This window comes from Trinickia sp. HAY1-2D (assembly GCF_056754935.1).
The window spans coordinates 1,548,882-1,575,149 of record NZ_JBPGWX010000001.1 but is presented as its reverse complement, the minus strand read 5'-3'; the positions used below and the strand labels follow the sequence as shown (position 1 = coordinate 1,575,149).

Sequence of the window (26,268 nt, the reverse complement as noted above, 5' to 3'; positions counted from 1 at the left end):
CGTCAGGCGGGATGGCAATTGGTCGAACTAGTCAAGGAGATGTTCATGTTCAGCATATCGGTCTTCATCCGGCGCGTGCTGTACGCGCTCGCGCTCTGCTTGCTGGTTCCAGCCGGCCTCGCCAATGCAGCAACGAATCAATTGCTGCTGCTATTGCCCGACAACTTTGCGCTGCCCGATCCTCGAGTGTCCGCATGGCTCGATGCGGCATCCGAAGACGGCGTGCAAATCACGCTGATCAACGACACTGCATTCGAGCAGACGGTCGCATCGTTGCCTCAGCAGTACAGAGGACTGATCTTGCCCGATCAGATCCATACCACCGCCGACGACACGCTCGTGAGCGCGATTCACAACTATGCGCTCAACGGCGGCCGCGTCATGCTGGTCTATGACTTCGGCGCCCTGAACGCTGCCGGCTTTTACCCGATACCGCAGTCGAGATTCAGCGACATGGCAGGCGTCAATTACGTGCTCTATGACTCGCTTCTCGGCAACATGATCGGCCTCGGACCCGTGACGGGGATGGGCAGCACGTTGCGTACGCTGCTGGTCCCGCCGGGGAAATCCATGACCTGGAACGGCAGCGGCACCACAGCGGCCGCGACGACGTTGACAGCGACTTCGACCTCGACGACCAGTACTCCGTCCTTGCTGACATCCACACAATCGTTGTATCTCCAGCCGAGCCTGTCGAACCCGGGAGGGCTGACAGGGTATAACCATCAAGCCTATTTCAACTACCGGACGACTTCGACCGGGACGGTGAGCGCGACCAGCTTGAATCTCGGTGCGGTGAAAACCGGTCCGTCGGTCAAGCACGGCACCTACTCGGCTACATCGACCACGACGACGACTACGACGACGCTCAAGATTGCGGCGCCATTGGCGAGTACCGCCGCGACGGCAGACGTGCTCGAAGGCATCTCCGGCTACGTCTATGGGTTCCTGACCTACCCGAGCTTCGTCACGCAAGGCACCTACAACGGCACCACGCTGTTGACTTCGCCGAATTTCGGACTCGTGGCGGGTTACCAACAATATGGCAACGGAGGGGTGCTTTTCGTCAACATGCCGCTCTCCTATCTGGAGGGGCAGACGGACGGGATGCCGCTGCACGGCATGTTGAATTACTTCGCGGTCGACCTCCTGCATATGCCAATGCTCTCGCTGCAGCCGAAAGCCCTGGGCGGCATGATCATCGACTGGCATTTCTGCGAGAAGGATGCCATTCAGCCCGCGCAGCAACTGAAGAACTACAACGTATGGAAGAACGGTCCATTTACCATCTCGGTCACAGCCGGCCCGGATAGCGTGGCCGTCGGCGACGGGTTGGGAATCAATATTCTCAATAACTCGTCAGCACAAAACCTGATGCATTACCTGATCAAGCAGGGGCACAACGTCGGCAGCCAAGGCGGCTGGATGCACGATTACTGGGGCTTCAACGCGAGCGAGACCAACGAGAGCACGTTCGAGCAATACCTCGTGCTCAATCACTCCGCCATGCAAACGGTGGACGGTACGCCCGACATCGAGTGGGCCGCGCCGGAGGGCAATGCACCGACGTGGGCCATCGCCTGGCTGCAGAACAACGGCTACTCCAGCTACTACTTTACGGGGCATACGGGGATGGGACCGACGCGCGCCTATCGTAACGGTGCGTTGCTGACGCCCAATATCTGGGCAATTCCCGTCTCGCCGTTTGGCGTGTACGCGACGTTCGACGAGTTCCAGCAGTACAACGTCCCGACTACCGATGTCACCAACTGGTACCTCTCGCTGATGAATTTCAATGTGGCGAACCGCACGACGAGAATGGTGTACATGCATCCGCAGGGCGCAATCTTCTATACGAACACGCTTGCGAGCATATTCACGTACGCCAACCAGCTTGCCGCCGCAGGCCAGTTCAAGTGGTACAAGTTCGACGATCTCGCGAAGTTCGGCAAGCGCCGTCTGCAGACGACCTGGACATCAAGCGACAACGGAGCCGGCTGGTCGTTCAACGCTTCCAATCCGGCTGGACTGCAGGACATGACGTGGCTTCTGCCGAAGTCCGCCTACCTGCTGCCCATCGTGACGAGCGGCTCGGCAACGGTCGTGGCCACCGACGCGACGAACTGGCTCGTGATCGCGGGAGCCGGAACGTCATTGACCTTCACGAGCGCCAAGGCTCCCTGAGCGCGTGCGTTCACTCACTGGCGTGCTCCCCGCCGTTATGCGACGGGCGCATGCCGCCTGGTATCGGGAATCTTCGGAGGCCGCCTCATGCAAAGCTCGTTCCGACGCGTTTCGTCGATGTTGATCGGTTGTGCGGCCGCCTTTTTCGGCGCTCAACCGGTGCTCGCGCAACAATCCGCTCGTCCGCCTGTCGGCTATGCCCGGCCGCCGTTTCATGTGCATGGAAATACGGCCCTGGGGCCGAACGGTCTATCGCCGCAGCAGATTCGCCACTTCTACGGCATCGACCAACTCCCCCAAGGCGGCCAAGGCAGCGGCCAGGTGATCGCGATCGTCGACGCCTATGACAATCCCGATGCCGAGTCGAGCCTGAAGGTGTTCGACAACACGTTCGGTCTGCCCGCGTGCACGACCGGGAACGGCTGCTTCTCCAAGCTATACAGCGGCGTCAGCAAACACCGCCTGCGGGCGGATCCTGGCTGGGCGCTCGAAAGCTCCCTCGATGTCGAATGGGCGCACGCAATCGCCCCACAGGCGAAGATCGTGCTGGTCGAAGCCGCATCCAACAGCTTCCAGGACCTCATGAGTGCCGTCGCGATGGCGGTAGCGCCGAAGCCGCGCGGTGCGGGCGCCAACGTGGTGGCGATGAGTTGGGGCGGGCCGGAGTTTTTGTCCGAAACGCAGTATGACGGGCAGTTCATCAGTGCCAACGGCGTCTCGTTCGTCGCCGCATCGGGCGACGGAGGCGCCACGGTCGATTACCCCGCGGCATCGCCGTACGTGCTCGCCGTTGGGGGAACCTCGATCAGCGTCGACGCCAGCGGAAACTACCTCGGAGAAGAAGCGTGGTCCGGAAGCGGCGGAGGACAAAGCACCTATGAGGCAGAACCCGCTTATCAGTCGAGCTTCGCGATTCCGGGCGATTCGATCGGTGCGCGAGGCGTGCCGGATGTCGCATACAGTGCGGACCCGGCATCGGGCTTCGCGGTGTACGACGCCTACGGGTACCAAGGGCAAACCGGCTGGTTCGTCGTTGGCGGCACGAGCGCCGGGGCGCCGCAATGGTCAGGCCTGCTCGCGATCGCGAACGGAGTACGCGTCGCCAATGGAAAAACGACCCTGAACGCCGTGAGCACCATCAATGGAATGGTGTACGGCGCTGGGGCTACCGCATCCGCCACGAATTACCACGACATCCTCTCGGGCACCAACGGTTCGTGCGGAGCGTTATGCACGGCCGTGCCCGGATACGACTACGTCACCGGACTTGGCAGCCCCATTGCCAACAACCTCGTCGGGACCTTGATCAATGCGCCATAAACACTTTGCCGTTCCGCCGCCGCTGGCGGCAAGCGCCTCATACCGCTCGAATGGGCGGATGGGGCTCCGACTGTTGCGCACTGGCATAGCCTCGATCGTGTCCTCGTGCCTGCTCAGCGCACCCACGCCCGCAGCCGAGCCCTTCCTGCTCGGCTACCAGCGGCCCGACGGCGCCATCACCGTGCTACTGCACGGCGATGTCGTCGATCCGTATTTCGCAGCCAAGGCACTGATCAGTGCCGACGCCGCGCACGCCGATGTGCGAAGCGCCGCGCTCAAATGGATCGAATGGCTGATGCCACGGCAAAACGCCGATGGAACGTTCGACCGCTTTTGCGAGCGCAACGGGAACATCGCGTCGTGCGCGCACGCCGATGCGGACGATTCGGCACTCGCGCTATGGATCGAGCTGCTGGCCCGCTATTCGCCCTCTCCAAAGATGCCGCCCAACTGGCAGTCGAGCCTGGACAAGTCGACCACTTACCTGGCACGCCTTTACGATCCAAAGACAGGTGTTTATCAAATATCGTCGACCCTACACGTCGCGTTGCTGATGGATAACGTCGAAGTCCATGACGCGATGCGGACATTGAGCGCCTATCGCGCGCGCATCGGCGACGCCCGCGGCGCCGGAAAGTGGCGAAGCCAGGCGGACCGGCTATCGAACGCCATCGTCAAGGTGTTCTGGTCTTCGGGGAAGTACGAGCCCAGCACGCAGCATCTGGCCGACCAGTCTTTTTACCCGACGGCTGTCGCGCAGATATTTCCGATCCTCTCCGATATCGGCGTCCCGGGACACACCAGCGCCGCGTTCTATGGGACCTGGATGAAGCAAAATTGCCAGGCATGGCTCGACTTGCCGGCACATGACTATCCGTGGGGCTTGGTCGCGCTGGCTTCACAGAAATTCGGCGACAAGGCCGCCGTTTCCTGCTGGCATGCGCACTCCGCGCCATTTCGGCACGGTGCGCACTGGAACGTGCTCGAAGAGGCGCTCTTCACTTCGTTCGAAGCCCAGTTGAGCGACCCGCTCGCCCCGGCTCAGTGCTGCATGCCGTTCAGCGCGTGATGCGCCACCGCCCATGGCCACCGTTGACTCGGGGGGAACCTGTGCATAATGAGAACCTTCGCACCAAGCAGCCCTTCCGCCCCTCCCGCCCCGACGGTCAGCCATGGAAATCAAGTGGATCGAGGATTTCATCGCCCTCGCGCAATATCAAAGCTTCTCGCGGGCGGCCGAGTTTCGCAACGTGACGCAATCGGGTTTCAGCCGCCGCATCCAGTCTCTCGAACAATGGATCGGCGCGGAGCTGATCGATCGCAGCAGCTTTCCGCCTGTCCTGACACCGGCGGGGCAGCTATTTCGCGAAGTGGCCGACGATATTCTCGCCAAGCTGTTCGATACGCGGGCGATCATCCGCACCGAACAGCGCATCGCGGGCAAAAGTCTGCAAATCGCCGCGGGTCACACGATCGCGCTCAATTTTTTGCCGGCCTGGCTCAAGGCGCTGTCCGCCCGCCTCGGCGATGTGCGCGCACGCGTCATTCCCACGAACGTCCATGATTCGATACTGATGCTCGTCAATGGCAATTGCGAGCTCATGTTCGCCTATCATCATCCCGAGCTGCCGCTGCACCTCGATCCCGCACGGTACGAGCACGTGACCGTCGGGATCGATACGCTGATGCCCATCAGCCGACCGAACGCGCGCCTTGCACCGCTCTTTCGCCTGCCCGGCACGAAAAAGCAGCCGCTTCCTCTCATTTCGTACACGAATACGAGCTACTTCGGGCGCTGTCTGGCGCTGCTTCTCGCGAGGGCGTCGGACGCCCCGGCGCTGCAACTGCATTACGAGTCCGACATGGCCGAAGTGCTCAAGAAACTCGTCGTCGAAGGCGAAGGCGTGGCCTGGCTGCCCAAGAGCGCCATTACCGCCGAACTTGCGGCCGGGGACCTCGTGCCTGCCGGAGGCACCGCCTGGCATCTGCAGATCGAATTGCGCGTCTACCGTGATTCGTCGAACCGCAGCGAGTTTCTCGATACGCTTTGGCACCATCTGCGCGCGGGAGCCGCCGCCCTCGGATAGGGCTTTCCCGGCTTATGCGAATCTCGCATAGGCACATGTCGGAGCCGCATCGCCGGCTTTTTTGACCCGCCTACCATCCGTTCGTGTGCTGAACGCGACGCCTTGGCCCAGCGTCCGCTCAGCCTTCTCCGCGCGAGCCGGTCGTCCTGCGACGCTGCCGCGCCAACCACGGACGGACCCATGAAAAATCGACTTACACTCAGCATCGCAGCCGGCATGCTCCTCGGCGTCATCGCTGGCTATCTTTGTCATACGGGCTTTTCGGATGCGGCCACGCTGAAGACCGTCGCCGGATATTTCTCGATCGTCACCGACATTTTTCTTCGGCTGATCAAGATGATCATTGCGCCGCTCGTCTTTGCCACGCTCGTATCGGGGCTCGCCGGTATGGACGGCGGCCAGGACGTCGGCCGCATCGGCCTGCGCTCGATCGGCTGGTTCGTCTGCGCCTCCCTGGTCTCGCTGAGTCTCGGACTCCTGATGGCCAACGCATTGCAGCCGGGCGCCGGTCTTCACCTGATCGCAGGCGCCGGCGAAGTCAGCACCGGGCTCAACACATCGGCACTGAACGCCAAAGACGTGATCACGCATGCATTTCCGACGAGCCTTGTCGACGCGATGGCGCGCAACGATATCTTGCAGATCCTCGTATTCGCTATTTTTCTCGGTCTCGCGCTGGGCGCGCTGAAGCGTGATCCCCGCGTCGCCATCGTCATCCAGGCGATCGATGGAATGGTCCCCGTCATGTTGCGACTGACCGATTACGTCATGCGCGCCGCGCCGTTCGGCGTCTTCGGGGCCATCGCTTCGGCAGTTACGCTACGCGGTCTCGAGGTGCTCTATACCTACGGGAAGCTCATCGGCTCGTTCTATCTGGGGCTGTTCGCGCTGTGGGCCATTCTGATCGGCCTCGGTTATCTCTTTCTCGGGCGGCGTATCGGAGCTTTGCTCAAAGCGGTACGCCAGCCGGCGATGCTCGCATTCTCGACGGCCAGCAGCGAAGCAGCGTATCCGGCTCTGACCGAGCAGCTCGAGAAATTCGGCGTCGATAAAAAGGTGGTCGGCTTCACGCTCCCGCTGGGCTACGCGTTCAATCTCGATGGCTCGATGATGTATCAAGCGTTCGCGGCCATTTTCATTGCTCAAGCGTTCGGCATTCAGATGCCGCTCTCGCAGCAGATCTTCATGTTGCTGATTCTCATGCTGAGCAGTAAAGGCATGGCGAGCGTGCCGCGCGGATCGGTGGTCGTCGTGGCTGCCGTTGCGCCGCTTTTCCATTTGCCTGCCGCCGGCGTGGCGATGGTTCTCGCCATCGATCAGGTGCTCGATATGGGCCGTACCATGACGAACGTCATTGGCAATAGCGTTGCGACGGCTGTCATCGCCAAATGGGAAAAGGCGCGTCCCGGCACATCGGACGAAGCACAATTCGATCGGCGCGCGGCGGAAATACGATGATCACGCGAATGCCGGAAAAGCGACGCAAATATGGGGTCATCGGAGGCCTGGGCCCGTTGGCCGGCGCCGACGTTTTCTTCAAGCTTGCCCAGGCAACGCCCGCCGCGTCCGACGCGGATCATGCCGACGCGATATTCGAGCAGTATCCGTTCCGGTGTTCCGGCACAGGCAGTGCCGCGACAACCGCACGCAAGCTCTATATCTTCGACATGATTCGCGATTTCGAAAAACGCGGCGTGACGACGATCGTACTGCCATGCTTTCTCAGTCATACGTTCATCGACGAACTGAACGAGAACACGAATCTGCGGATTGCCAATATCGTCGAGGCGGTCCGCAGCCATGTACGGAATGAGCACCCCCATGCCCGGCGTATCGGGGTTTTGGCATCGGATTACACGCGCGAACATCGATTGTTCGAACGATACTTTGGCGCGCCGCAGTTCGAAGTGCTGCACCCCCGCTTGCACGAGGGTATCGATCTCGTGACGCAAGCCGTCTACGGACGCGACGGCATCAAACGCGGCAATCTGCACGGACGTCCGGTCGAACTGCTGCGCCGCGCATGCCTGGACCTCGCGGACCAGGGTGCGGAGGTCATCGTGCCCGGCATGACGGAGATTCCGCTTCTCCCGCATTCGATCGCGGCCGGCGCCGTCCCGGTCATCGATTCCAACATGGCGTATGCGCAATACATCGTGTCGGGATGCCTCGATTCACCGTCGCCGGTGTTCAAGGTCGGGGTAGTCGGTGGCGTCGGGCCGGCCGCCACCGTCGATTTCCTGAACAAGATCGTCCGTCATACGCCGGCCTCGCGCGATCAAGACCATATCAAGCTGCTGGTCGAGCACAACCCGCAGATTCCGGACCGGACGGCGAACCTGATCGGCGACGGCGCCGACCCGACCGTGTCTCTCTATGCGACATGCAAAAAGCTCGAGGACGGGGGAGCGGACATCATCGCGATTCCTTGCAACACCGCCCACGCGTTCGTCGATCGCATCGAGCCGTATCTCGGGATACCGATCGTGAACATGCTGAGTGTCACTGTCGACTATCTGCGCGAGACGTTTCCCTCTGTGCGCAATATCGGCGTGCTGGCCACCTCGGGCACGATCGAAAGCGGTGTCTATCGGACAGCGCTCGCGGCGTCCGGGTTGAATCAGGGTGCGCCCGAGCCGGCACTCCAGGCGCGCGTGATGGCCGCCATCTACGGCGAGAAAGGGGTGAAAGCGGGCTTTACTACCGGCCAATGTCAGGACGACATTCGCGCGGCCATCGAGGGGCTGCTCGACGCAGGCATCGAAGTCATGATTCTCGGATGCACCGAGCTTCCGTTACTGGTGCCCAGCGGCGTATTCATCGGCCGAGCGGGGCGGCGTGCGCAACTCGTGGATCCCACGGAGGTGCTCGCCCGGCGCTGCATCGCCTATGCGGGGCGGGTTGCCGATTGAGGCGGGCAACCGCGCCGCCGGAGGCGAAGGCCGATCGTCCGATAGTAGAATGGGCGGCGTTGCGCCGACTCATCCCCCGCTTTTCGGATACCGCTTGCCATAGTGAATGCCTCCCTTGAACAACTGCAGGCCGGACAACTCATCGGAGCCCGGGAACTCAAGCTTGCTTGCGGGCTGACCGAGTTCCCGCGCGAAATTTTTTCGCTTGCCGAGACGCTCGAAGTCCTCGACCTTTCGGGAAATGCACTGTCGACGCTGCCCGACGATTTGCCCCGGCTAACGAAACTGCGCATCCTTTTCGCCTCGAATAACCGCTTCACCGAATTGCCCGATGTCCTTGGCGAATGCCGACAACTCGGCATGGTCGGGTTCAAGGCGAATCGGATACGCCGCGTATCGGCCAAATCGCTGCCGCGTGAGCTGCGCTGGCTGATTCTGACGGACAACGAGGTCGAGGTGCTGCCAGCCGAACTTGGACAGTGTTCGCTGCTGCAAAAGTTGATGCTTGCGGGTAACCGGCTCAGCGCGCTGCCGGACGAAATGGCTGCCTGCACCCGGCTCGAACTTCTGCGTCTTTCGGCGAATCGGCTGGCAGCGCTACCCGAATGGCTCGCCGACTTGCCCCGCCTGTCGTGGCTGGCCTACGCCGGCAACCCGTTCGGCGCATCGCTCGAAGCAGCGGCCTCGGCCGAAACGACGATCGCCGATATTCAATGGGAATCGCTCGTCCTCGATGAAAAGCTCGGCGAAGGCGCATCGGGCATCATTTATCGCGCCAAGCTGCTTGTTCAAGGTGAAGAGCGCGATGCGCGATCGGTCGCGGTGAAGCTTTTCAAAGGCGCCGTCACGAGCGACGGTTTGCCGGACCGGGAGATGGCCGCGTGCATTCATGCGGGACGCCACGCGAATCTGATTCCTGTGCTCGGTAGGGTAACGGGCCACCCCATGGGCCAGCACGGCCTGGTCATGGAGCTGATCGACCCTGCGTTCGCTAATCTGGCGGGGCCGCCGAGCCTTGATTCCTGCACACGCGACATATATCCGGCCGATGCCCGGTTCGATGCGGCTGCAGCATGCGATATCGCCTATGGCATTGCGTCGGCTGCTCGACATCTGCATGAGCGCGGGATCATGCATGGCGATCTCTATGCGCACAACATCTTGCACCGCGGTGGCGAGCGCGCGTTGTTGGGAGATTTCGGGGCGGCGTCTTTGTACGACACCGCGAATCGAAGACTTGGGTCGGCGTTGCAACGGCTTGAGGTACGGGCATTCGGCTATTTGCTCGAAGAGCTGATCGCGTGCTGCACCGAGCGAACGGCGCCTCTGGCGAGTGGACTCGAAGCGCTCGCTGCGGCGTGTCTGAGCGAAGACGCCGCGAGCCGGCCTTCGTTCGAGGCGGTCGTTTCCGAATTGCAGCGCTGGACGCGTGCGACGACCCGGACTACGGCGTAACGCTGCTGGGCTCGGATTGAATGCGTTCGCCGGTCATACCACCAACGTCACCCCCGCCCAAACGATCAACACCGCACCCAGCGCGCGTCCCACGTACTCGCCGCCAGGCAAAAGCTTTTCGACGAACACAAAAAACGAGAGCGCCGCGATCCAGACGAGATTCATGATTCCGCCAACGAACAGCAGCGCCATCAGCATCCAGCAGCACCCCACGCAATAAGCGCCGTGGCGCATCCCGAGCATCAAACTGCCGAAGACACCGGGGCGCCAATGCGTCATGAGGAAATTCGCCGGCGACCGGCATTGCGCGAGGCATGCACGTTTGAATGGCGAGAATTGATAAAGCCCGGCAGCAACCAGCACGATCGCCGAAAACAACGCACTCCGCGACCAAAGCATCATGTCGGACATGAGCCCTGTCGGCTGCAAAATGTTCTGCAGCAACGCCATGCCGATCGAGAATGCGAGCCACGTCGCCAGATAGCCGGCCAACAGCATGAGCGAAGGCACCGCCGTACCCGTCCCGGCAGCGCCGTAGTGCCGTAATACGCGTCGATACAACAGGACGAGCGGCGCGGCACTGGGCGTCATCATCGCGATCATCATCGTCCACCACATGAGAATCGCGGTCGGCAAGGAGGGATCCATGCTGCCCGCCCGATCGGTCAAGAGGTGGGGAAACAGTGCGATCGACGTCATGCGCAGCGCGGACATGCCCATGCCCGCGCCAGACCAGAGATAGGACCACGACAACGCGACAACCGCAATCAAGCCGAACGCGGTAATGGCGCGCTCGCGCCGAAGCAGATCGTCGATACGGCTCATGCGGCAGGGCGATGACGGATCAAGCCCTTGTTGTTCATGTGCAGCCGCGCGAACTGCGCATAAGTGCCCTTGAAATCGAGCGTGAGATTGCCCTCGGAGCGGCCCGCGCCCGAGCCGATCTCGGCCAGCTCATACTCGAAACCTTGCGGTAGATCGATCCGGGCGCGATGCTCGGCGCCGGTCACGATATTGCGAATCGGCTCCCCAACGAGATCGAATACCCCGTCGACATGAACGCGCCCACGCCTGGCATCGACATCCACGTCGAACTCGATCTTCGTGAAGATCGGATCGAATGCCTGCTCGAGCGTCGAGGCGTAGACCGAGAACATCGTTGCGAACGGCTCGGTGTCCTGCCCCGTCATGATTTTCAGAATCGCTTCGCGTTGCTCGGGGCTTGTCCGCTCGTCGACGACCGGCTGGCATTTCCCCTTACCCTCGTGAATGGGCCCCGGCCACTGAAAGACGACCGCGATCTTGACGCCGTCAAGGTGCACGTCGCCGTAATAACCGCTGCTGATGGAAATGGCCCCCATCGCTTCGCAAAAGCCATGGGTAGGCGTTGCGCTGAACTGGCAAGGGCAACCGTATGAACAATTGCAGCTGATTAATTCGGTGCCTTCGATTTCCCACGGGATCATGATCGCCCCCCCTTTCTTGTCTCGAGCGACGCGTAGCTCGAGTAGCTGGTTGGAATCTAGTTCCGCCCGGGACGAAGTCAAGGTCACAACACCGATTACATCGGCCACTCCGTAAGCAGCCGTCCGGCGCCCGCCTGCTCGCCGCAGCTCGGCCATACGAGCACTTCGAACTGCCCGGGCGCAACGGGCTGCGAATATAGGAAACCCTGGGCAAAGTCGCACCCGATGGCACGCAGAAAATCGCGTTGCTCCGTCGTCTCCACGCCCTCCGCAATGACTTGCAATCCCAGCTTGTGCGCCAGTACCACCATGGCCTCGCAAAGCGCCTGATTGTTGCCGTCGAATCCAACGTTGTGCACGAACGACCGATCGATCTTCAGGTAATCGATATCGAATCGCTTCAGATAAGCCAATGACGAATAGCCGGTGCCGAAGTCGTCGATCGACACGCGGATTCCGGCGTCGCGGAACGTCAAAAGCTTTTCGTTGAGCTCGGCATCGAGCAAGAGACCCTCGGTGATTTCAACGGCGATGCTTTGGCCGGGCATGCCTTCCTGCGCAAGATAATCCGACCAGTGAGCGCAAACCTGACTGTCTTGTCGAATCTGCACGGGCGACATGTTGACGCTGATCTGAAAGGACGGGTCGAAGCGGTCGCGCCATTGCCGTGCGCACTGCACCGCCTGTTTGAAGACCCAATCGCCGATCGCGACGATGAGGCCCGTTTCTTCGGCCAACGGAATGAAGTCGTGAGGGCTCACCATCCCGCGCTCGGGATGCAGCCAGCGGATCAGCGCCTCCGCCTTGCGGATCTCCCCCGTCGCGAGGTCGACGATCGGCTGATAGTAAACCTGGAACTGATTGCCCTGGATCGCGGCCCGTAGATCGCTCGTCAAGCGAAGGCGCTTTTGCGCGGCGACGCGCAAATCGGGCGTGAAGTAGCCTACGCGGTTTCGCCCGGCATTTTTAGCCGCGTACATGGCCTGATCGACATTCTTGAACAGCACGTCGAGCTCGGCGGCATCGTCAGGATAGATCGTCACGCCGATGCTCGCCGAAATGAAAGCCTCGTCCGAACCTAGATCGAATGGCTCGACCAGCTTCTCGATGATCGCGCCGGCAATCTCTCCGACACTTGCCGTGTCGTCAAGCCTAGGCAAAATGATCGTGAATTCGTCGCCGCCAAGACGGGCGACCGTATCCGACTCCCGCACACACGAGCTGATTCGCCGGGCGGCCTCGATCAGCAAAACATCCCCCTTGTCGTGTCCGAGGGAGTCGTTGACCTCCTTGAAGCGATCGAGGTCGATCAACATCAACGCCATTTGCTTGCCGCAACTTTCGGATAACCGCGCCTCGTGCTCCAAGCGGTTATGAAACATCTGACGATTGGGTAATCTGGTCAACGCATCGAAATTGGCTTGCTTCCAGATGGTTTCCTCGAACACCATGCGGTCCGACAGATCGCGGCCGATGGCAAGCACGGAACTGACGTTGCCCGAGGAGTCGATTTCCGGCGTCAGAGAAATGTGCGAGCATTGCTCCCGCCCATTCTCGCCCTTCCACTTCAATTCGAATTGCGTCCTTTTCCCGGTCGAAATCGCTTCGCCTATCTTGTATTCGTAGCGCCGCGTGTCCGCGCCGCCCGGAAATTCGGAGGGCCGCTTGCCGAGCGCTTCTTCGAGCGTGCATCCGGCCATCGCGCAAAAGGCCGGATTGGCGTAAGTGCGGCGGAAATCCCGGTCATAGCGAGTGATCGTGTCCGGCGAGTTTTCGATGAGGGTCCGAAAAGCCCGCTCCCGTCTCGTCAGCGCTACCGTTCGATCAGCGACGGTCTCCTCGAGAGACGCGTTGATTTCATTGATCTTCTGGATTTTCTGGCCGATCGCGGCGCTCATCCGTTCGAACCGTTGCGCCAATCTTCCCAACTCGTCGACGCGACGCGCATCGCCGCTTGCCTGCGCCAACGCGTCGGCGCCCGCCCCTGCCTCGTTGCCCGTATCGTCCATCTTGCGTACGAGCTCGTTCAGCGGCCCTGTAATGCTGTGCGAAATGAAGTAGGCGAGAAAAATCGAGAGCAAAAGACCCGATATGCCGACCAGTATGATTTCGTTGCGAGCCGACTGCGCCTCCCCAGTCAGCTTCTGTTCGGCAATCGCACTGATGACGAACCACGAAGTACCGGGAATTCCCGTGTACGTGGCAAGGTAGTGGCCGCCACCGTTGCCCGTGAAATCGATGAAACCGTTCGAGCTGCGATTGGGTTGCCGGTTGGCTATCTTCTTGACCAGCTCGGGCGGAGCCAGGCCACCGAGGTCGTTCGAACCTCCGCCCGCGCGCAGAACGATGCGATTGTCGCCGGCATCGAAAACGCAAATCTGGGTTCCGCTGCCTACGGCGAATTCGTTGAAGATCGCCGAGAAGTGTTCGGGACGAATGATGAGAACCAGGCTGCCGATCTGGTGATTGCCGCTTTTACCGATAATGGCGCGCGCCATGGCGAGATCCCGCCGCCCGCCGCCGATATCGTGGCTGCCCCAGTACGGACGCCCATTGAGGCTGCGGGCGCGCTCCGCCAAGTGCATCACGTCGTGGGTCAGCAGCGCGAATGCCTGCGTGTCCATGATGCGGTCGCGATTGTCGAGCAGGTACTTCTGGTTGATGAAATCCATCGAGCCATAGCGTTCCAGCAACAGCTTCGTGACCTGCTCCCGCGCCCCGCTTTGTTCTTTCGCCGAACCGCTGACGGCTTTCACGAGACTATCCTGGACCCTGTCCGACAGCATGAGATGAGTGCTTTCGGTCTCGATCTGCGCCATCTCCAATTCGATATTCTTCGATACCTGCCTGACCGCCTCCTTCGAAAAGATCTCCGCCTTCTCCTTGATTGCGGCCGTGGATTCGGCATACGAGATGTAGCCCGAAATCAGCAAAGGCAGCAGTGAAAGCAGGACGAATGCCGTCATCAGCCGGTAGCGGATCTCGACGCGGCGCAGTACATCCAGCGAAAGGTAGGCGAACATGCGTCGCAGCGGAACGATGATTGGGTTCATTTATAGTGCATCGTTGCCTGATTCTTGACCGACTGGTCGAGGAGCGTCGCCGCTTCCGCGGCCGTCATCTTCCCGAGTAGCACATCCTGCATCAGCCGATGCAACTCTTCGATCGAGTTCGAAGGTAGCACCGAATAGTAAGGGCTCGAAGTGACGGGAAAGCGGCCGACCCTGTTGGTGTAGTCGATCATGATCTGATCGGTCACGATCGGTCCCGTCACATGCTCGAACGGCGGAATGTTGTGGCGCTTTCGTTGGAGAATGGAAAAACCCTTTCCGGCGATGAATTCGAGAAAACGCATGGCGGCAGCCTTGCGCGGCGTCTCGCAGACCGCAAACCCGGTTTCGCTGCCCATTACGGGCACGACGAGCTTGCCGGGCGCGTTCCAGGGCGGGATGAAAACACCGACTTGGAATGGGTTCCCGTGCAGGAGCAGACCGGCTGCCCAGCTGCCATGCAAGACCATCGCGACCTTGCCTTGCTTGAAAAGCTGGATGCCGCCATCGTAATCGGTGGCCATGAAACCTTTCTGCACGTATCCGCGGTCGACCAACAGCAGCATCTTGGCAAAGATGTCGGCCACCTCCGGAGTATTCAGATCGAGCGAGCCGTCGCCGATCTTCCGCTTCCAGCCGATCTCGCGTGCCGCGACATCGTTGGCGAAGCCTGAAGCGAACGGGCCGTTCCCGAGCATGTTCGGAAACCCGCCGTTGAGCATGATCGGTACGAACCCCGCGCGCTTGAGTTGCTCGCAGACCAGCAGGAACGCTCGGAAATCCGTCGGCAAATCCTTGATCCCGGCTTTTGCGAACATGGCCTTGTTGTAATAGATCGGCGTCGTCGCCACGCCGCCGGATATGCCGAAATCCTTGCCCTGGCGACTGGTCCAATCCTCCTTCAACGGACCGAGCATGTTGGCCCACGCCGCGGTCGAGCCGACATCGGCAAGCACCCCCTCGTCGGCCAGCTCGGCTGCATAGGCATTAGGGTTGACACTGACGAGATCGGGCAGATTGCCCGATGCGATTCGCGGCTTGATATTGTCCTCGACCGTGTCGCCGATCATGAACTGTACGTTCACGCGGATATCCGGGTTCAGCCGCATGAACTCGGCCGCGATCTGAAGCATCTGCTGGGGCCAGTCAGGAGCCCAGATCAATGCGGTGAGGGTCGTGGCGGCCGGTCTCGGCGCGCTCGCCGGCACAGACGTCCGCTGCCGGTAGCCGCACAGCGCTACCAGAAGCAGTGCGGCGATGGCGGCCACGCCGAGGGCGATACCGATTCGTCGCACTTCAGATCGCCTTTCGGTCTGCAAGCGCTGAGTGCTGGCAACGGTTGGACTGCGTGAGTAAGTTCATGACGGCCGACGAGGCAAACGAGGCGTTAACCGCATATCGGCAACAATCGGTGAACCTTTAGGCATCGGTCTGCTCGACGATCGCCGCGCGGCATTCCGATTGCTTCCCTTGTCTACTCTTGTGAACGGTTAGGAGCCTGACATGGAATGGATAGGAACCTGGAAAAACCAATATGGCAGCGAGCTCGTCATCGCGAACGAAGCAAACGGCAAGCTGTCGGGTACATTTCGCACCGCATTGGACGACAGCGGTTTTTACGGACAAACGCTCGAAGTGACAGGCATCACGCAAGGCGCATGCATCAACTTCGCATTTGCCGGCAACAGCAAGGGCCGCGACATGCTTGCGTCGTTCAGCGGAATCCTGCTCGGAGATCGAATGGAGACGATGTGGTTCGTCGTCGTGCATGCCCCCGACAAGCGCGAGCCTTGGCCTCACGCGGTTTCGACGAATCATGATACGTTCATGCGGGTCGCCGCGCCGTGAGTGCGTAAAGAGGAAACATCTTCATGAAAGAGAGGGGCTATACGACGGACAACGTCGTGAAGCGCGTCAGCGAGCCGGGCCTTGAAGGCATGCCGCCTGGCGTCGCACGGCCGCGCAGGCCCTCCCGAATACTTCGCGCCGCTATCGTCGCGGTGTTGCTGGGTTCGGCGCTGCTCGCGCTGGCCGGCGTCGGCGGACGCGCGCTCTTGCGCGCGGGCCTGCCCTCGCTCGACGGCACGTACCCGGCGCCCGCGCTTAGCCACGAGGCCACGATCGAGCGCGACGCGCTCGGCGTGCCGACCATCAGCGCCGGCAGCGCCGCCGATCTCGCGTACGCCACCGGCTTCGCCCATGCGCAAGATCGCTTCTTTCAAATGGACCTGCTGCGCCGCGTTGCGGCCGGCGAACTCGCCGCTCTGATCGGGCCGGCCGCGGTGGAACTCGACCGCACTCACCGGTTGCACCGGTTCCGCGCCCGTGCGCACGAGATTGCCGCAGCGCTCGACCCCAACTCGCGCGCGCTGCTCGAACGCTACGCGGCAGGCGTCAACGACGGGCTCGCATCGCTGCGCAGCCGGCCATTCGAGTACTGGCTGCTGCGCAGCCAGCCGCAATCCTGGCGTGCCGAAGACACGCTGCTGGTCGTCTACGCGATGTACTTCGATCTGCAATACGGCGAACTGCGCCGCACGCTGGCCCGCGCGGCACTGAGCGAGCGCGTGTCGCCCGATCTGCTGCGATTTCTGCTGCCAACCTCGAGCCACTGGGACGCGCCGCTCGACTCGATGCCGGCGCCCGATGACGCGTCGACGAGTACCGCCGCGCCGACACCACCGCCCGCACCTGACTGGGTGCGGGCGGCGCCACTGCGCACTGCTGAGCTCGATCCCGGTGCGTCGGGCTTGGACACCTCCATGATCGGCAGCAACAGCTGGGCGATCAATCGGAATGCAAGCTTCGACGGCCGGGCGATCGTCGCCAACGATATGCATCTCGGCCTGTCGCTGCCGAATATCTGGTACCGCGTCGTGCTGCGTGCGCCCGATCGAAACGGCGTAGTTCGTCAATTAACCGGCGTCAGCCTGCCCGGCACGCCCGGCATCGTTGCCGGCAGCAACGGCCGTATCGCATGGGGCTTCACGAACAGCTACGGCAACTTCATCGACGTCGTCGAACTCGATGTCGATCCGCACGACCCGTTGCGCTACCGCACACCGAACGGCGATTGGGAGCGCGCGCGGGTACATCGCGAACGGATCGACGTGCGCGGCGCGCCGGCCGCCGAACTCGATGTCGCCGATACGCGCTGGGGGCCGATGTCGCAGGCAGGTGGGCACAGCTATGCGATCCGCTGGGCCGCACACGACGCGCGCGCAGTGAATCTCGGGCTCGGCCGGCTCGCCGATGCGAACGACGTGCCGTCGGCGCTGGCTGCCGCGGCGGCGTGCGGAATCCCTACGCAGAACATCGTCGTGGCGGACGCTGCCGGGCATATCGGCTGGACGCTCGCCGGGCCGTTGCCGCGCCGGGCCGTTGCATCACCGGCATCCGCGCCATCCGCGGCGCCCGCTCTGACGGATTTACCGGTGCGCGCGAACGTGTACCGCGGGTGGGACGGCTACCTCGATCCGACCGACTATCCGCGCCGCATCGACCCCCCTGCAGCGCGCCTGTGGACCGCGAACAGCCGACAGTTGAGCGGCGCCGCGCAATCACCGATCGGCGACGCAGGCAGCGACGTCGGCGCCCGTGCAACGCAAATCCGCGACGCGCTGTTTGCGCACGAGCATTTCGCCGAGCGCGATATGCTCGCTCTGCAGATCGACGATCGCGCGCTCTGGATCGAGCGATGGCGCCGCATCGCACTCGACGCACTCGATGGGAACGCGCTCGCCGGCCACCCGCAGCGCGCCGAGTATCGACGCCTGCTCGAGCAATGGAATGGCCGTGCCGATGCCGACTCGGTGGGCTACACGCTGCTTCGCACGCTCCATGCGGCGATGTACGACGCATGGTTCGGCCGCCTCGACGAGACGCTCGCCAAACGCGATCCGAATTTTCGCTATCGGCTCGCGACCTCGCGCTCGCTCGCGGTGATGGAAGTGCTCGCGCAGCATCATGCGTGGCTTCCGCCGGGCGTTGCCGACTGGCACGCATTCGTGCTCGACCGGATCGATCGGAGTATCGAGGTCGTCACGCGCGACGGCACACCGCTTGCCGATGCGCGCTGGGGCGAGCGCAACCGCGCAGCGATTGCGCATCCGTTCGCGCGGATGATACCCACGTGGCTGCCGATGCTGCGCGGCCTGCTGATGGCTCCGCGCGAGCCGCTGCCCGGCGACGCGAACATGCCGCGTGTGCAGGCGCCGTCGTTCGGCGCGTCGGAACGGTTCGTGATATCGCCCGGGCATGAGGGCGATGCGCTCTTCGAGATGCCCGGCGGACAATCGGGCAGCCCCATGTCGCCGTACTTTCTCGCAGGCCACCGCGTATGGGTCCACGGCGAATCGGCGGCATTGCTGCCCGGTCCGGCCGAGCATCGGCTCCTGCTGACGACTGCACAGACTCGATAACCCGTCGATTCGGGAGACGCAACCGAAGCGCCTGGCAGGCTTCAGTGCGGGGGCGACAAGCGACGAAAGCGCTTCCACAACTTCTTCAGCGAATCGTGATCCGCCGCAACGCGCGACGCGAGATAGCCTCTCGCATACGCCACACCGGCCGCAGTCTGCTCGTGGTCCGAGGTCAATCCTTTGAGGAGGCCCTCTCCCACCGCCACATCGTTGCGCCAGCCGAGGTCGTCCTGAAGCTTGCCGAGCGCCTGCAGGTAATGGCGCACGACCTCGCTCGGATAGAGCGAACCGAAGAACTCCGTGGCATAGCGCAGTTTCTTCGCGGCAATGCGTGCGCGGTGACGCCGCTGCGCATCGAGATCCGGCAGGTGCCGGCCACGCTTGATCAGCTTTCGGTGCCGCTTGCGCAGCGTCTCGCCGGCGAATGCCTCGATCGGTCGATCGAGTGCGGCGAGCTGGTCGCCGTTCATCTCTTCGCGCCACCCCGCCTCATCGACCCAACGCGTCAACTCGGCGGCGAGCCGCGTGTAGCGCGCAGAGCCGACTGCCGCTGCGGCGGCCGCGCGATTGCGCTTACCGATGTCCGCGGCCGCTTGCGTCACCGCACCTGTGTCGGTATCGCCTGGGGCACCATCGAACGCCGTGTGCAGCGTCGAATTGAGCATGACATCCCAGTCGCGAGCGGCACCGAGTTCGCCCGCGATCCATCGCAGTTCCTGCAAGAAAGATGGCGTCGAAACGACACCCTCGAAAAGATCGAATGCGGAACGCAAACGTCGCAGGCCCACGCGCATCTGATGAACGCTCGAAGCATCATGACCCGACACGACGCCGGGTTCGTTACCGTGCACCTGTGCGAGGCAGTTCCGGGCAATGCGCCGAAACGCACTCTCGATCGTATCGTTTTTCTTGAGCTTGACAGGAAGCGCATGTACGGCTTGGCTCTGTTCCTTCACGCGAAGCTCCCGTTCCATGACTTTCCTTCGCACCGCGCGCACCGGCGTCGGGTAGCGATTCTTGCCGTTGCTTGCCGGTAGTTTAGTCCGGAAGCAATTGAGCCAGCGTGCGGCCAGTGGGGCAACCGCCACGTACCGGCCGGCGGGTCATCGAGCGGGCACGATAGATGCTCTACCGGGGTAACGCCACAACCCAATCGTTTGAGTGAAGCCGACCATTCCACTACTCGCGGTCAGTTTCTTTGCAGCCGATGTCCAGGCGGGTGCCGGCCCCTTCCTCGGCATTTATCTGCAGGAACACGGGTGGCGCACCGATACGATCGGCTCCGTCTTGACGATGGGCGCGATTGTCGCGATGCTCGTCACGACACCCGCGGGTGCACTTGTCGATGCCATCTCCCATCGGCGCTCCCTCGTCGTGGGTGCCAGCGCACTGACGATTGTCGCCGCGATCGTGATCTGGCTTTCGCGCGGGTACTGGCCGATTGCATCGGCGCAGATCGCGACCGCCGTTGCGGGTTCGCTCATGGGTCCAACGTTGACCGGCTTGACACTCGGGATGGTCGGCCGAAAGAACTTCGATCTGCAATACAGCCGCAACCAAGTTGCGAATCATGCCGGCAACATCGCGGCAGCCCTGTTCTCCGGGGCGGCCGGATGGCGGTTCGGCATCTCGTATGTGTTCGTGCTCAGTGCCGTCTTCGGCGTTGCTTGCATTGCATCGGTGCTGCTCATTCCCTCGCGCGCGGTCCATCGGCACTACGCACGCGGCCTTGCGCACGACGACGATAAAGATCGCTCGCAAGCGCGTGCGCAGAGCGTGCGCGTGCTGTTGCAGAACCGGCCGCTGCGGCTACTTGCCATCGCGCTGGCCGCGTTCAGCCTCGGCAACTCCGCGATGCTGCCGCTATACAGCCTTGCGGTTGCGGCCGATCACCACAGCCTCGCAAGCCAGCTCACCGCCGCCAACCTCGTCATTTCACAAGTCGTGATGTTGATCGCCGCTGCCTATGCGTATCGCGCCATCCGACGCTGGGGATTCTGGTGGGTCATTCTCGCCACACTCGTCACGCTGCCGGTCAGAGGGTTGATCGCCGCATGGCTGACGACACCCTGGGGCATTGCGCCGGTCCAGATTCTGGATGGCGTGGGCTCCGGGCTGCAAAGCGTCGCGATACCGGCGCTGGTCGTCCATTTATTGCACGGCAGCGGGCGCGTCAATCTGGGCCAGGGTGCGCTGTTCACCGTCGAGGCCATCGGCGGCTGCCTGAGTCCGTTGCTGGGCGGATGGCTTGCCAGCCGCCTCGGGTTTCCGACGGCGTTCGTGATACTGGGAAGCCTCGCCGCCGTTTCCGTGGTGGTGTGGGTCTTACCGGGCGCGGCGATCCGGCGAGCGTGCGACAGCCGCCGCGACGAACTCGAGCGAATCCCCGACATCGACGTATCTGCGTTGTTTCAGCGATGAGCAAGCCTCGGCGATGGAAGTTCAATCGTGTGCCGGGTCGTCGATCGGCATGCCCAACTCGGCTGCCATGCGCTGTACGAGTGCCCGCAGTTGGGTGACTTCGTTGGCCAGGCGCTTTTGTTCGGCTCTCAACGCCTCGAACTCGGAGGACGGGATCGAGGCTTCGGTGAATTCGCGCGCGCCCGCCATTTCGTCGATGTTCACCTCGCCGCACAGCAGATGCATCCAGCGGTTTCCGCGTTCGCCGGGGGCACAGGGCAGCTTGATGGCGAGCGCTGGCGTGCGTGCGGCGAGTTCGTCGAGGAACGCCTCGACCGACGAGTTGTCCGCGAAACCGTGCAGACGTGCCGCGTTCAGTCGCAATTCGGCAGCCGTCTGCGGGCCGCGCAGTAGCAGAATGGTCAGCAGCGCCGCAGCTTGGCTCGGTATCCCGAGGACGCGATTCATATTGTGTTCGTAACGCGTGACCCGGCTACTGCTCGCTTCCATGACGAGGCTCAGACGCTTCAGACCATCGATCGCGGTCTGGACTTCGGATTCGGTGACGTTCATGACGGGCGAACGCGCAGTCTTTTGGTTGCATCCTGCCGTCAAGGCGTTCAGCGACAGTGGGTAGGTGTCCGGGACGGTGTGCTGCTTTTCGACCAGGACGCCGAGAACACGGGCTTCGAGGGTAGTGAGGTCGCGCAGGGTTTGTGTCATAGGACAAGTGGGGGTAGTAAACATGGACAGAGCCGGGACGCTATGCGTGCGCACGCTTCGCGAGCGGCCCGAGGGACCCAATTGTAGATTGTTTGCCGAAGGCAGCTTTGCGGATGCGAGCGGTAGAATCTGCTCGAGAGCGATGCCTTCACCCAGACTGGATTTGCCACCATGAGCCAGACAGACAACAGGCAGGACGCGACGCGGGAAACGGAGGAGCAGTTCCGGATTCTGGTCCAAGGCGTCACGGACTACGCGATCTTCATGCTTTCGCCGGCGGGCGTCGTGACCAGTTGGAATGTCGGCGCGGAGCGGATCAAAGGGTACAAGCGGTCGGAGATCCTCGGCGAGCATTTCTCGCGTTTCTACACCGACGAGGACAAGGCGGCCGGCGTGCCCGCGCAGATTCTGGCCACCGCCGCGCGCGACGGCCGTGCCGAACGCGAAGGATGGCGGATTCGCAAAGACGGCAGCCGCTTTTGGGCGCACGTCGTGGTAGATGCCATCCGGGACGATGACGGTTCTCTCGTCGGATTCGCAAAAGTGACGCGCGACATCACCGAGCGCAAGGAAGCGGCGCTGGCGCTCGAGAAAGCGAACGCGGCGCTGTTCCAGTCGCAGAAGATGGAGGCGATCGGGCGCTTGACGGGCGGCGTCGCGCACGATTTCAACAACCTTCTGGCGGTGCTTTCCAACGGTCTCGAAGTACTGGCGATCCAGTCGCGCACGTCGATCGACAGAAAAATGATCGAGGGGATGCGAAGGGCGATCGACCGCGGCGCATCGCTCACCCAACAGTTGCTTTCGTTCGCGCGGCAACAGCCGCTGCAGGCCCAGTTACACGAGCTGAACGCACTGATTCGCGACTTCGCGCCGATGCTTTCACGCGCTGGCAATCGCAGCATTCGTCTGGAATATTCCCTTGACGCCCAGTCAGCCCTGGCAATTGTCGATGCCGCGCGTTTCGAGGCTGCGTTGCTCAATCTCGTTGTCAACGCGGTCGACGCCATGCCTGACGGCGGCACGATCACGATTCGCACGCAGATAGTCGACTCGGGCACGGCGGTCACCCCGGCATTGCCTGCCGGTCGTTACATCCGCGTCTCGGTCACCGATACGGGGACAGGCATGGACAAGGATGTGCTGGCACAAGCGTTCGAGCCGTTTTTTACGACGAAGCAGGCCGGCAAGGGGACGGGGCTCGGGCTCAGCCAGGTGTACGGATTCATCGCGCAATCGGGTGGCGATGTCCAACTGTCGAGCGAATTGGACAAAGGCACGCGAGTTGAACTGTATCTGCCGGCCGCGGAGCCGGCGGCACCGGTGAAGGTGCCTCCCTCACCGAAGGCCGAGACCGTTCTGCTGGTCGAGGATGAGCCCGACGTGTTGGGCTTGGCGTCGGAACTGCTGGTGAGCATCGGGTACGAGGTGGTGCCGGCGAGCAGCGCATCGGAGGCGGTGGAAATCCTCAGGGATCGGATAGACATCGGCGTCGTCGTCAGCGATATTTCGATGCCCCACGGCATTAGCGGGCTCGACCTTGCACGTCTGGTCCGCTCGCAGTATCCGATGATCAGGATGGTGCTGACATCGGGGTACTTGCCCGCTCCGCTTCACGACGATAGTGGCCAACTGAACGATGTGACGTTCGTGCCGAAGCCCTATCGGCTGGCCGATCTCGCGAAAGCGCTGCGGGCCAGGCACTGAGGTCGGCCAACGGGGTTCGCGCGAGGGGCGAGGCTCGAACGCGAATGCATCATTTAAGGCGCCGCAGGACCACCTCGGCCGTGCCCCCGCTGGAAGCGGACGTCGTCCACTTGAGTTTGTCTCCACTGATGACGAATGGCCGCTTTTGCTCGACTCCATTCCAGTTCGGAAACGTGCTGGCGACGACATGGAAAGTGATTGTCTTGTCAGCTTCGTCCACGGTGTAGGTCCCGAAGTGAGCGATCGATCCTTGCACGACGGATCTGTTTTCCTCAGGCGTGCCCTTCATCCGGTTGGGGGACTCAAACTTTGCGATGTCGGCGCGCGATGTCATCAGAACATAGTGCCCACTCCCGTCGAAGATCGCGAGCCCTTGCGGATTGGTGCCGAACATGGGTTGCCGGCTGCCGTCCGGGCGCACGGTATCGACCGATACGTAGGCCCACGTTCCGACGACCTGTTCACTCAGCGTCTCAGCTCGGGCGGCGATGCCTGTGCATGAAATCGTCATACCCATCAACAGCGCCAAAGTATGACGGGCGAAAGGGGTCTTGTGACTCATCACGCTTCTCCTCGAGAGTACGTTCGTCTTGTCTCGGCTGCTTCGAATGACCGCTTGCGAGGCGCGCCCGGGACGGAGTCCTGACCGTCGGGCTTTCAACACAGGCGGTAACCGCTAGAATTGCAGCTTTAGCCGGAATACGCCAATGTCTTTTGCTTCGCTTGGCCTGATCGATCCCCTGCTGCGTAACGTGCAGGACCTCAACTACCGGACCCCTACGCCGGTGCAGGCCAAGGCAATTCCCGCCGTGCTGACTGGCAAGGACGTCATGGCTGCGGCACAGACCGGCACTGGCAAAACGGCGGGTTTTGCGCTCCCGCTGTTACAGCGGCTAGTGCAACACGGCCCGGCGGTCTCCAGCAACCGCGTGCGTGTCCTGGTGCTGGTGCCCACGCGTGAACTGGCTGAACAAGTGCTGCAAAGCTTTATCGATTACGGCAAAGGCCTCGACTTGCGATTTCTGGCCGCCTACGGCGGTGTCAGCATCAACCCGCAGATGATGAAGTTGCGCAAAGGCGTCGATGTGCTCGTTGCCACGCCGGGCCGTTTGTTGGATCTGAATCGCCAGAACGCAGTCCAGTTTGATCAGATACAAACGCTGGTGCTGGACGAAGCCGACCGCATGCTGGATCTAGGCTTTGCGCGCGAACTCAACGCCGTCTTTGCTAGCTTGCCCGCTCGGCGCCAGACCCTGCTGTTTTCCGCCACATTTACCGATGACATCCGAGCCATGGCGGCGAGCATTCTTCGCGGCCCGGTCAATATCAGCGTCAGCCCGCCCAATGCCACCGCCAGCAACATCAAGCAGTGGGTCGTGCCGGTGGACAAAAAGAACAAGCCTGACCTCTTCATGCACCTTGTCGCCGAGAACCACTGGGAGCACGCTCTCGTGTTCGTCAAAACCCGCAATGGCGTGGATTATCTGGCAGCCTTGCTGGATGAGGCCGGCTATTCGGTCGACACCATTCACGGTGACAAGCCGCAACCCGCGCGCCTGCGCGCGCTGGAGCGCTTCAAGAGCGGCGAAGTCAATATGCTGGTAGCCACCGATGTTGCTGCGCGCGGGCTGGATATCGACGACCTGCCGCTGGTGATCAACGTTGACCTGCCGATCGTGGCGCAAGACTATGTGCACCGTATTGGCCGTACCGCCCGCGCGGGCGCCAGCGGCGCGGCGGTGTCCCTCGTGTGTGCCGATGAAGCGCCGCAACTCGCTGCGATCGAAGCGCTGATCCGGCAAACGTTGCCCCGTAAAGAAGAGCCGGGTTTCGAGGCCGACCACCGCGTGCCACAAACCAGCGCGACGGGCCAGATCGTCAAAAAACCCAAAAAGCCAAAGAAGCCCAAGGTGTCGCACGCTGCGCCCGGCGCCGTGCCGGTACTCAGCAAGAAACCGCATCCGCAAAGTGGCGAAAACAAACGCAAGCCCGCGACGCCGCGTGCTCTGACCGCGGGTAAAGGTGCAAACTCGTCCAGCGGTTATCCATTCAGTGGGCAAAAGCCACGCAGCAAGCCGGCCAGCAAGCCATCTGAGAGTTCGCGTTTGACGGCTGGCAAACCCGCTGGTGGCCGAGGCAAACGCCAACCCTGATCAGCGGGGATGAGTGACTCGAGCCACGCAATAGCGATCCGTGATAATAAAGTCCGTCAATGCGACCGTTCTCCAGCCCTGGAATCGGCGGGCTCTCGACTTGCGGGCGTGCTCCGGTTCGAGTAGCCAGTCGTCATCGCCACCCATACCCGATCGTCTACTAGAAATTGCAGACAAGGGCTGCACAATCGGGACGACATTGATTTTGCAGACACCGTCTGCAAAATCTGTGAAGCCGCATCTAAAGTGCGCGATGCTTTGACACAATATTCACGTAAAGTCAGTCGTCAGAAACTCGGTCGCAACGACTCATGCCACTGCGGCAGTGGGCGCAAGTACAAGAAGTGCGGCTTGAGCCAAGATCCGTGCATGATAAATAGAGCGGAGTGC

Annotated in this window: 19 protein-coding genes and 1 pseudogene; 13 read left to right on the top strand and 7 right to left on the bottom strand. The window is 62.0% G+C overall.

What is annotated here, in order from left to right:
* Positions 1-39: 39 nt before the first annotated feature.
* The 7 genes from ACR9ZC_RS06865 to ACR9ZC_RS06835 all read left to right on the top strand — a co-directional run bounded on the left by ACR9ZC_RS06865 (position 40) and on the right by ACR9ZC_RS06835 (position 9,958).
* A complete protein-coding gene (locus ACR9ZC_RS06865; protein WP_481579743.1) occupies positions 40-2,184 on the top strand; it encodes a polysaccharide deacetylase family protein in 2,145 nt (714 codons plus the stop codon).
* A gap of 87 nt (positions 2,185-2,271) precedes the next feature.
* Positions 2,272-3,504: a S53 family peptidase gene (locus ACR9ZC_RS06860; protein WP_481579654.1), complete on the top strand. Its 1,233-nt coding sequence runs from the start codon at positions 2,272-2,274 to the stop codon at positions 3,502-3,504.
* Positions 3,505-3,562: 58 nt separating this feature from the next.
* Positions 3,563-4,573, top strand: a complete 1,011-nt coding sequence (locus ACR9ZC_RS06855; protein WP_481579653.1) for a prenyltransferase/squalene oxidase repeat-containing protein — start codon at positions 3,563-3,565, stop codon at positions 4,571-4,573.
* 103 nt (positions 4,574-4,676) lie between these two features.
* Positions 4,677-5,591: a LysR substrate-binding domain-containing protein gene (locus ACR9ZC_RS06850; RefSeq protein ID WP_331570629.1), complete on the top strand. Its 915-nt coding sequence runs from the start codon at positions 4,677-4,679 to the stop codon at positions 5,589-5,591.
* Positions 5,592-5,771: 180 nt separating this feature from the next.
* The gene (locus ACR9ZC_RS06845) at positions 5,772-7,049 is read left to right on the top strand and encodes a dicarboxylate/amino acid:cation symporter (protein ID WP_481579652.1); all 1,278 of its coding nucleotides are present in this window, start codon (positions 5,772-5,774) and stop codon (positions 7,047-7,049) included.
* On the top strand, positions 7,046-8,503 hold the full coding sequence (gene cuyB / locus ACR9ZC_RS06840) for a cysteate racemase (protein WP_481579651.1): 1,458 nt from the start codon (positions 7,046-7,048) through the stop codon (positions 8,501-8,503). Before ACR9ZC_RS06845 ends, cuyB begins: the two co-directional genes overlap by 4 nt.
* A gap of 102 nt (positions 8,504-8,605) precedes the next feature.
* Complete coding sequence (locus ACR9ZC_RS06835; protein WP_481579650.1) at positions 8,606-9,958, top strand: leucine-rich repeat-containing protein kinase family protein; 1,353 nt, start codon at positions 8,606-8,608, stop codon at positions 9,956-9,958.
* A 33-nt stretch (positions 9,959-9,991) separates the two neighbouring features.
* On the opposite strand, the gene ACR9ZC_RS06830 is transcribed toward ACR9ZC_RS06835, so the two are convergent.
* From ACR9ZC_RS06830 to ACR9ZC_RS06815, 4 genes are all read right to left on the bottom strand, one after another.
* Positions 9,992-10,783, bottom strand: coding sequence for a DUF2182 domain-containing protein (locus tag ACR9ZC_RS06830; protein ID WP_481579649.1), 792 nt, complete (start codon positions 10,781-10,783; stop codon positions 9,992-9,994).
* On the bottom strand, positions 10,780-11,424 hold the full coding sequence (locus ACR9ZC_RS06825) for a DUF1326 domain-containing protein (RefSeq protein ID WP_481579648.1): 645 nt from the start codon (positions 11,422-11,424) through the stop codon (positions 10,780-10,782). The genes ACR9ZC_RS06830 and ACR9ZC_RS06825 overlap by 4 nt, the downstream gene beginning before the upstream one ends.
* A gap of 95 nt (positions 11,425-11,519) precedes the next feature.
* The gene (locus ACR9ZC_RS06820) at positions 11,520-14,477 is read right to left on the bottom strand and encodes a bifunctional diguanylate cyclase/phosphodiesterase (protein ID WP_481579647.1); all 2,958 of its coding nucleotides are present in this window, start codon (positions 14,475-14,477) and stop codon (positions 11,520-11,522) included.
* Positions 14,474-15,769, bottom strand: coding sequence for an ABC transporter substrate-binding protein (locus ACR9ZC_RS06815; RefSeq protein ID WP_481579646.1), 1,296 nt, complete (start codon positions 15,767-15,769; stop codon positions 14,474-14,476). Before ACR9ZC_RS06815 ends, ACR9ZC_RS06820 begins: the two co-directional genes overlap by 4 nt.
* Positions 15,770-15,977: 208 nt before the next feature.
* On the opposite strand from ACR9ZC_RS06815, the gene ACR9ZC_RS06810 reads away from it, so the two are divergent.
* Positions 15,978-16,322 carry an avidin/streptavidin family protein gene (locus ACR9ZC_RS06810; protein ID WP_481579645.1) on the top strand — a complete coding sequence of 115 codons (345 nt, stop codon included), beginning with the start codon at positions 15,978-15,980 and terminating at the stop codon, positions 16,320-16,322.
* A gap of 23 nt (positions 16,323-16,345) precedes the next feature.
* Positions 16,346-18,895: a penicillin acylase family protein gene (locus ACR9ZC_RS06805; RefSeq protein ID WP_481579644.1), complete on the top strand. Its 2,550-nt coding sequence runs from the start codon at positions 16,346-16,348 to the stop codon at positions 18,893-18,895.
* Between the two features lie 41 nt (positions 18,896-18,936).
* On the opposite strand, the gene ACR9ZC_RS06800 is transcribed toward ACR9ZC_RS06805, so the two are convergent.
* Positions 18,937-19,869, bottom strand: a complete 933-nt coding sequence (locus ACR9ZC_RS06800; protein WP_481579643.1) for a CHAD domain-containing protein — start codon at positions 19,867-19,869, stop codon at positions 18,937-18,939.
* Positions 19,870-20,056: 187 nt separating this feature from the next.
* Between ACR9ZC_RS06800 and ACR9ZC_RS06795 the strand changes: the two genes are divergently transcribed.
* Complete coding sequence (locus ACR9ZC_RS06795; protein WP_481579642.1) at positions 20,057-21,316, top strand: MFS transporter; 1,260 nt, start codon at positions 20,057-20,059, stop codon at positions 21,314-21,316.
* A 21-nt stretch (positions 21,317-21,337) separates the two neighbouring features.
* Here the strand turns inward: ACR9ZC_RS06795 and ACR9ZC_RS06790 are convergent, their stop codons facing one another.
* Complete coding sequence (locus tag ACR9ZC_RS06790) at positions 21,338-22,042, bottom strand: YceH family protein (protein WP_481579641.1); 705 nt, start codon at positions 22,040-22,042, stop codon at positions 21,338-21,340.
* Between the two features lie 147 nt (positions 22,043-22,189).
* On the opposite strand from ACR9ZC_RS06790, the gene ACR9ZC_RS06785 reads away from it, so the two are divergent.
* Positions 22,190-23,725: an ATP-binding protein gene (locus ACR9ZC_RS06785; protein ID WP_481579640.1), complete on the top strand. Its 1,536-nt coding sequence runs from the start codon at positions 22,190-22,192 to the stop codon at positions 23,723-23,725.
* Between the two features lie 49 nt (positions 23,726-23,774).
* Here ACR9ZC_RS06785 and ACR9ZC_RS06780 read toward each other — a convergent pair whose 3' ends face one another.
* Complete coding sequence (locus ACR9ZC_RS06780; protein WP_481579639.1) at positions 23,775-24,287, bottom strand: lipocalin-like domain-containing protein; 513 nt, start codon at positions 24,285-24,287, stop codon at positions 23,775-23,777.
* 145 nt (positions 24,288-24,432) lie between these two features.
* Between ACR9ZC_RS06780 and ACR9ZC_RS06775 the strand changes: the two genes are divergently transcribed.
* Both ACR9ZC_RS06775 and ACR9ZC_RS06770 read left to right on the top strand, forming a co-directional pair.
* Positions 24,433-25,878, top strand: coding sequence for a DEAD/DEAH box helicase (locus ACR9ZC_RS06775; RefSeq protein WP_481579638.1), 1,446 nt, complete (start codon positions 24,433-24,435; stop codon positions 25,876-25,878).
* A gap of 246 nt (positions 25,879-26,124) precedes the next feature.
* Positions 26,125-26,226: pseudogene (locus tag ACR9ZC_RS06770) on the top strand (SEC-C metal-binding domain-containing protein); the annotation flags it as partial.
* Positions 26,227-26,268: the final 42 nt, after the last annotated feature.

Excerpts from the sequence above, each read along its gene's own strand:
- ACR9ZC_RS06865 (WP_481579743.1), top strand. The coding sequence starts at position 40 with ATGTTCATGTTCAGCATATCGGTCTTCATCCGGCGCGTGCTGTACGCG.
- ACR9ZC_RS06860 (WP_481579654.1), top strand. The coding sequence starts at position 2,272 with ATGCAAAGCTCGTTCCGACGCGTTTCGTCGATGTTGATCGGTTGTGCG.
- ACR9ZC_RS06855 (WP_481579653.1), top strand. The coding sequence starts at position 3,563 with ATGGGGCTCCGACTGTTGCGCACTGGCATAGCCTCGATCGTGTCCTCG.
- ACR9ZC_RS06850 (WP_331570629.1), top strand. The coding sequence starts at position 4,677 with ATGGAAATCAAGTGGATCGAGGATTTCATCGCCCTCGCGCAATATCAA.
- ACR9ZC_RS06845 (WP_481579652.1), top strand. The coding sequence starts at position 5,772 with ATGAAAAATCGACTTACACTCAGCATCGCAGCCGGCATGCTCCTCGGC.
- cuyB (WP_481579651.1), top strand. The coding sequence starts at position 7,046 with ATGATCACGCGAATGCCGGAAAAGCGACGCAAATATGGGGTCATCGGA.
- ACR9ZC_RS06830 (WP_481579649.1), bottom strand. The coding sequence starts at position 10,783 with ATGAGCCGTATCGACGATCTGCTTCGGCGCGAGCGCGCCATTACCGCG.
- ACR9ZC_RS06825 (WP_481579648.1), bottom strand. The coding sequence starts at position 11,424 with ATGATCCCGTGGGAAATCGAAGGCACCGAATTAATCAGCTGCAATTGT.
- ACR9ZC_RS06820 (WP_481579647.1), bottom strand. The coding sequence starts at position 14,477 with ATGAACCCAATCATCGTTCCGCTGCGACGCATGTTCGCCTACCTTTCG.
- ACR9ZC_RS06810 (WP_481579645.1), top strand. The coding sequence starts at position 15,978 with ATGGAATGGATAGGAACCTGGAAAAACCAATATGGCAGCGAGCTCGTC.
- ACR9ZC_RS06805 (WP_481579644.1), top strand. The coding sequence starts at position 16,346 with ATGAAAGAGAGGGGCTATACGACGGACAACGTCGTGAAGCGCGTCAGC.
- ACR9ZC_RS06800 (WP_481579643.1), bottom strand. The coding sequence starts at position 19,869 with ATGGAACGGGAGCTTCGCGTGAAGGAACAGAGCCAAGCCGTACATGCG.
- ACR9ZC_RS06790 (WP_481579641.1), bottom strand. The coding sequence starts at position 22,042 with ATGTTTACTACCCCCACTTGTCCTATGACACAAACCCTGCGCGACCTC.
- ACR9ZC_RS06785 (WP_481579640.1), top strand. The coding sequence starts at position 22,190 with ATGAGCCAGACAGACAACAGGCAGGACGCGACGCGGGAAACGGAGGAG.
- ACR9ZC_RS06780 (WP_481579639.1), bottom strand. The coding sequence starts at position 24,287 with ATGAGTCACAAGACCCCTTTCGCCCGTCATACTTTGGCGCTGTTGATG.
- ACR9ZC_RS06775 (WP_481579638.1), top strand. The coding sequence starts at position 24,433 with ATGTCTTTTGCTTCGCTTGGCCTGATCGATCCCCTGCTGCGTAACGTG.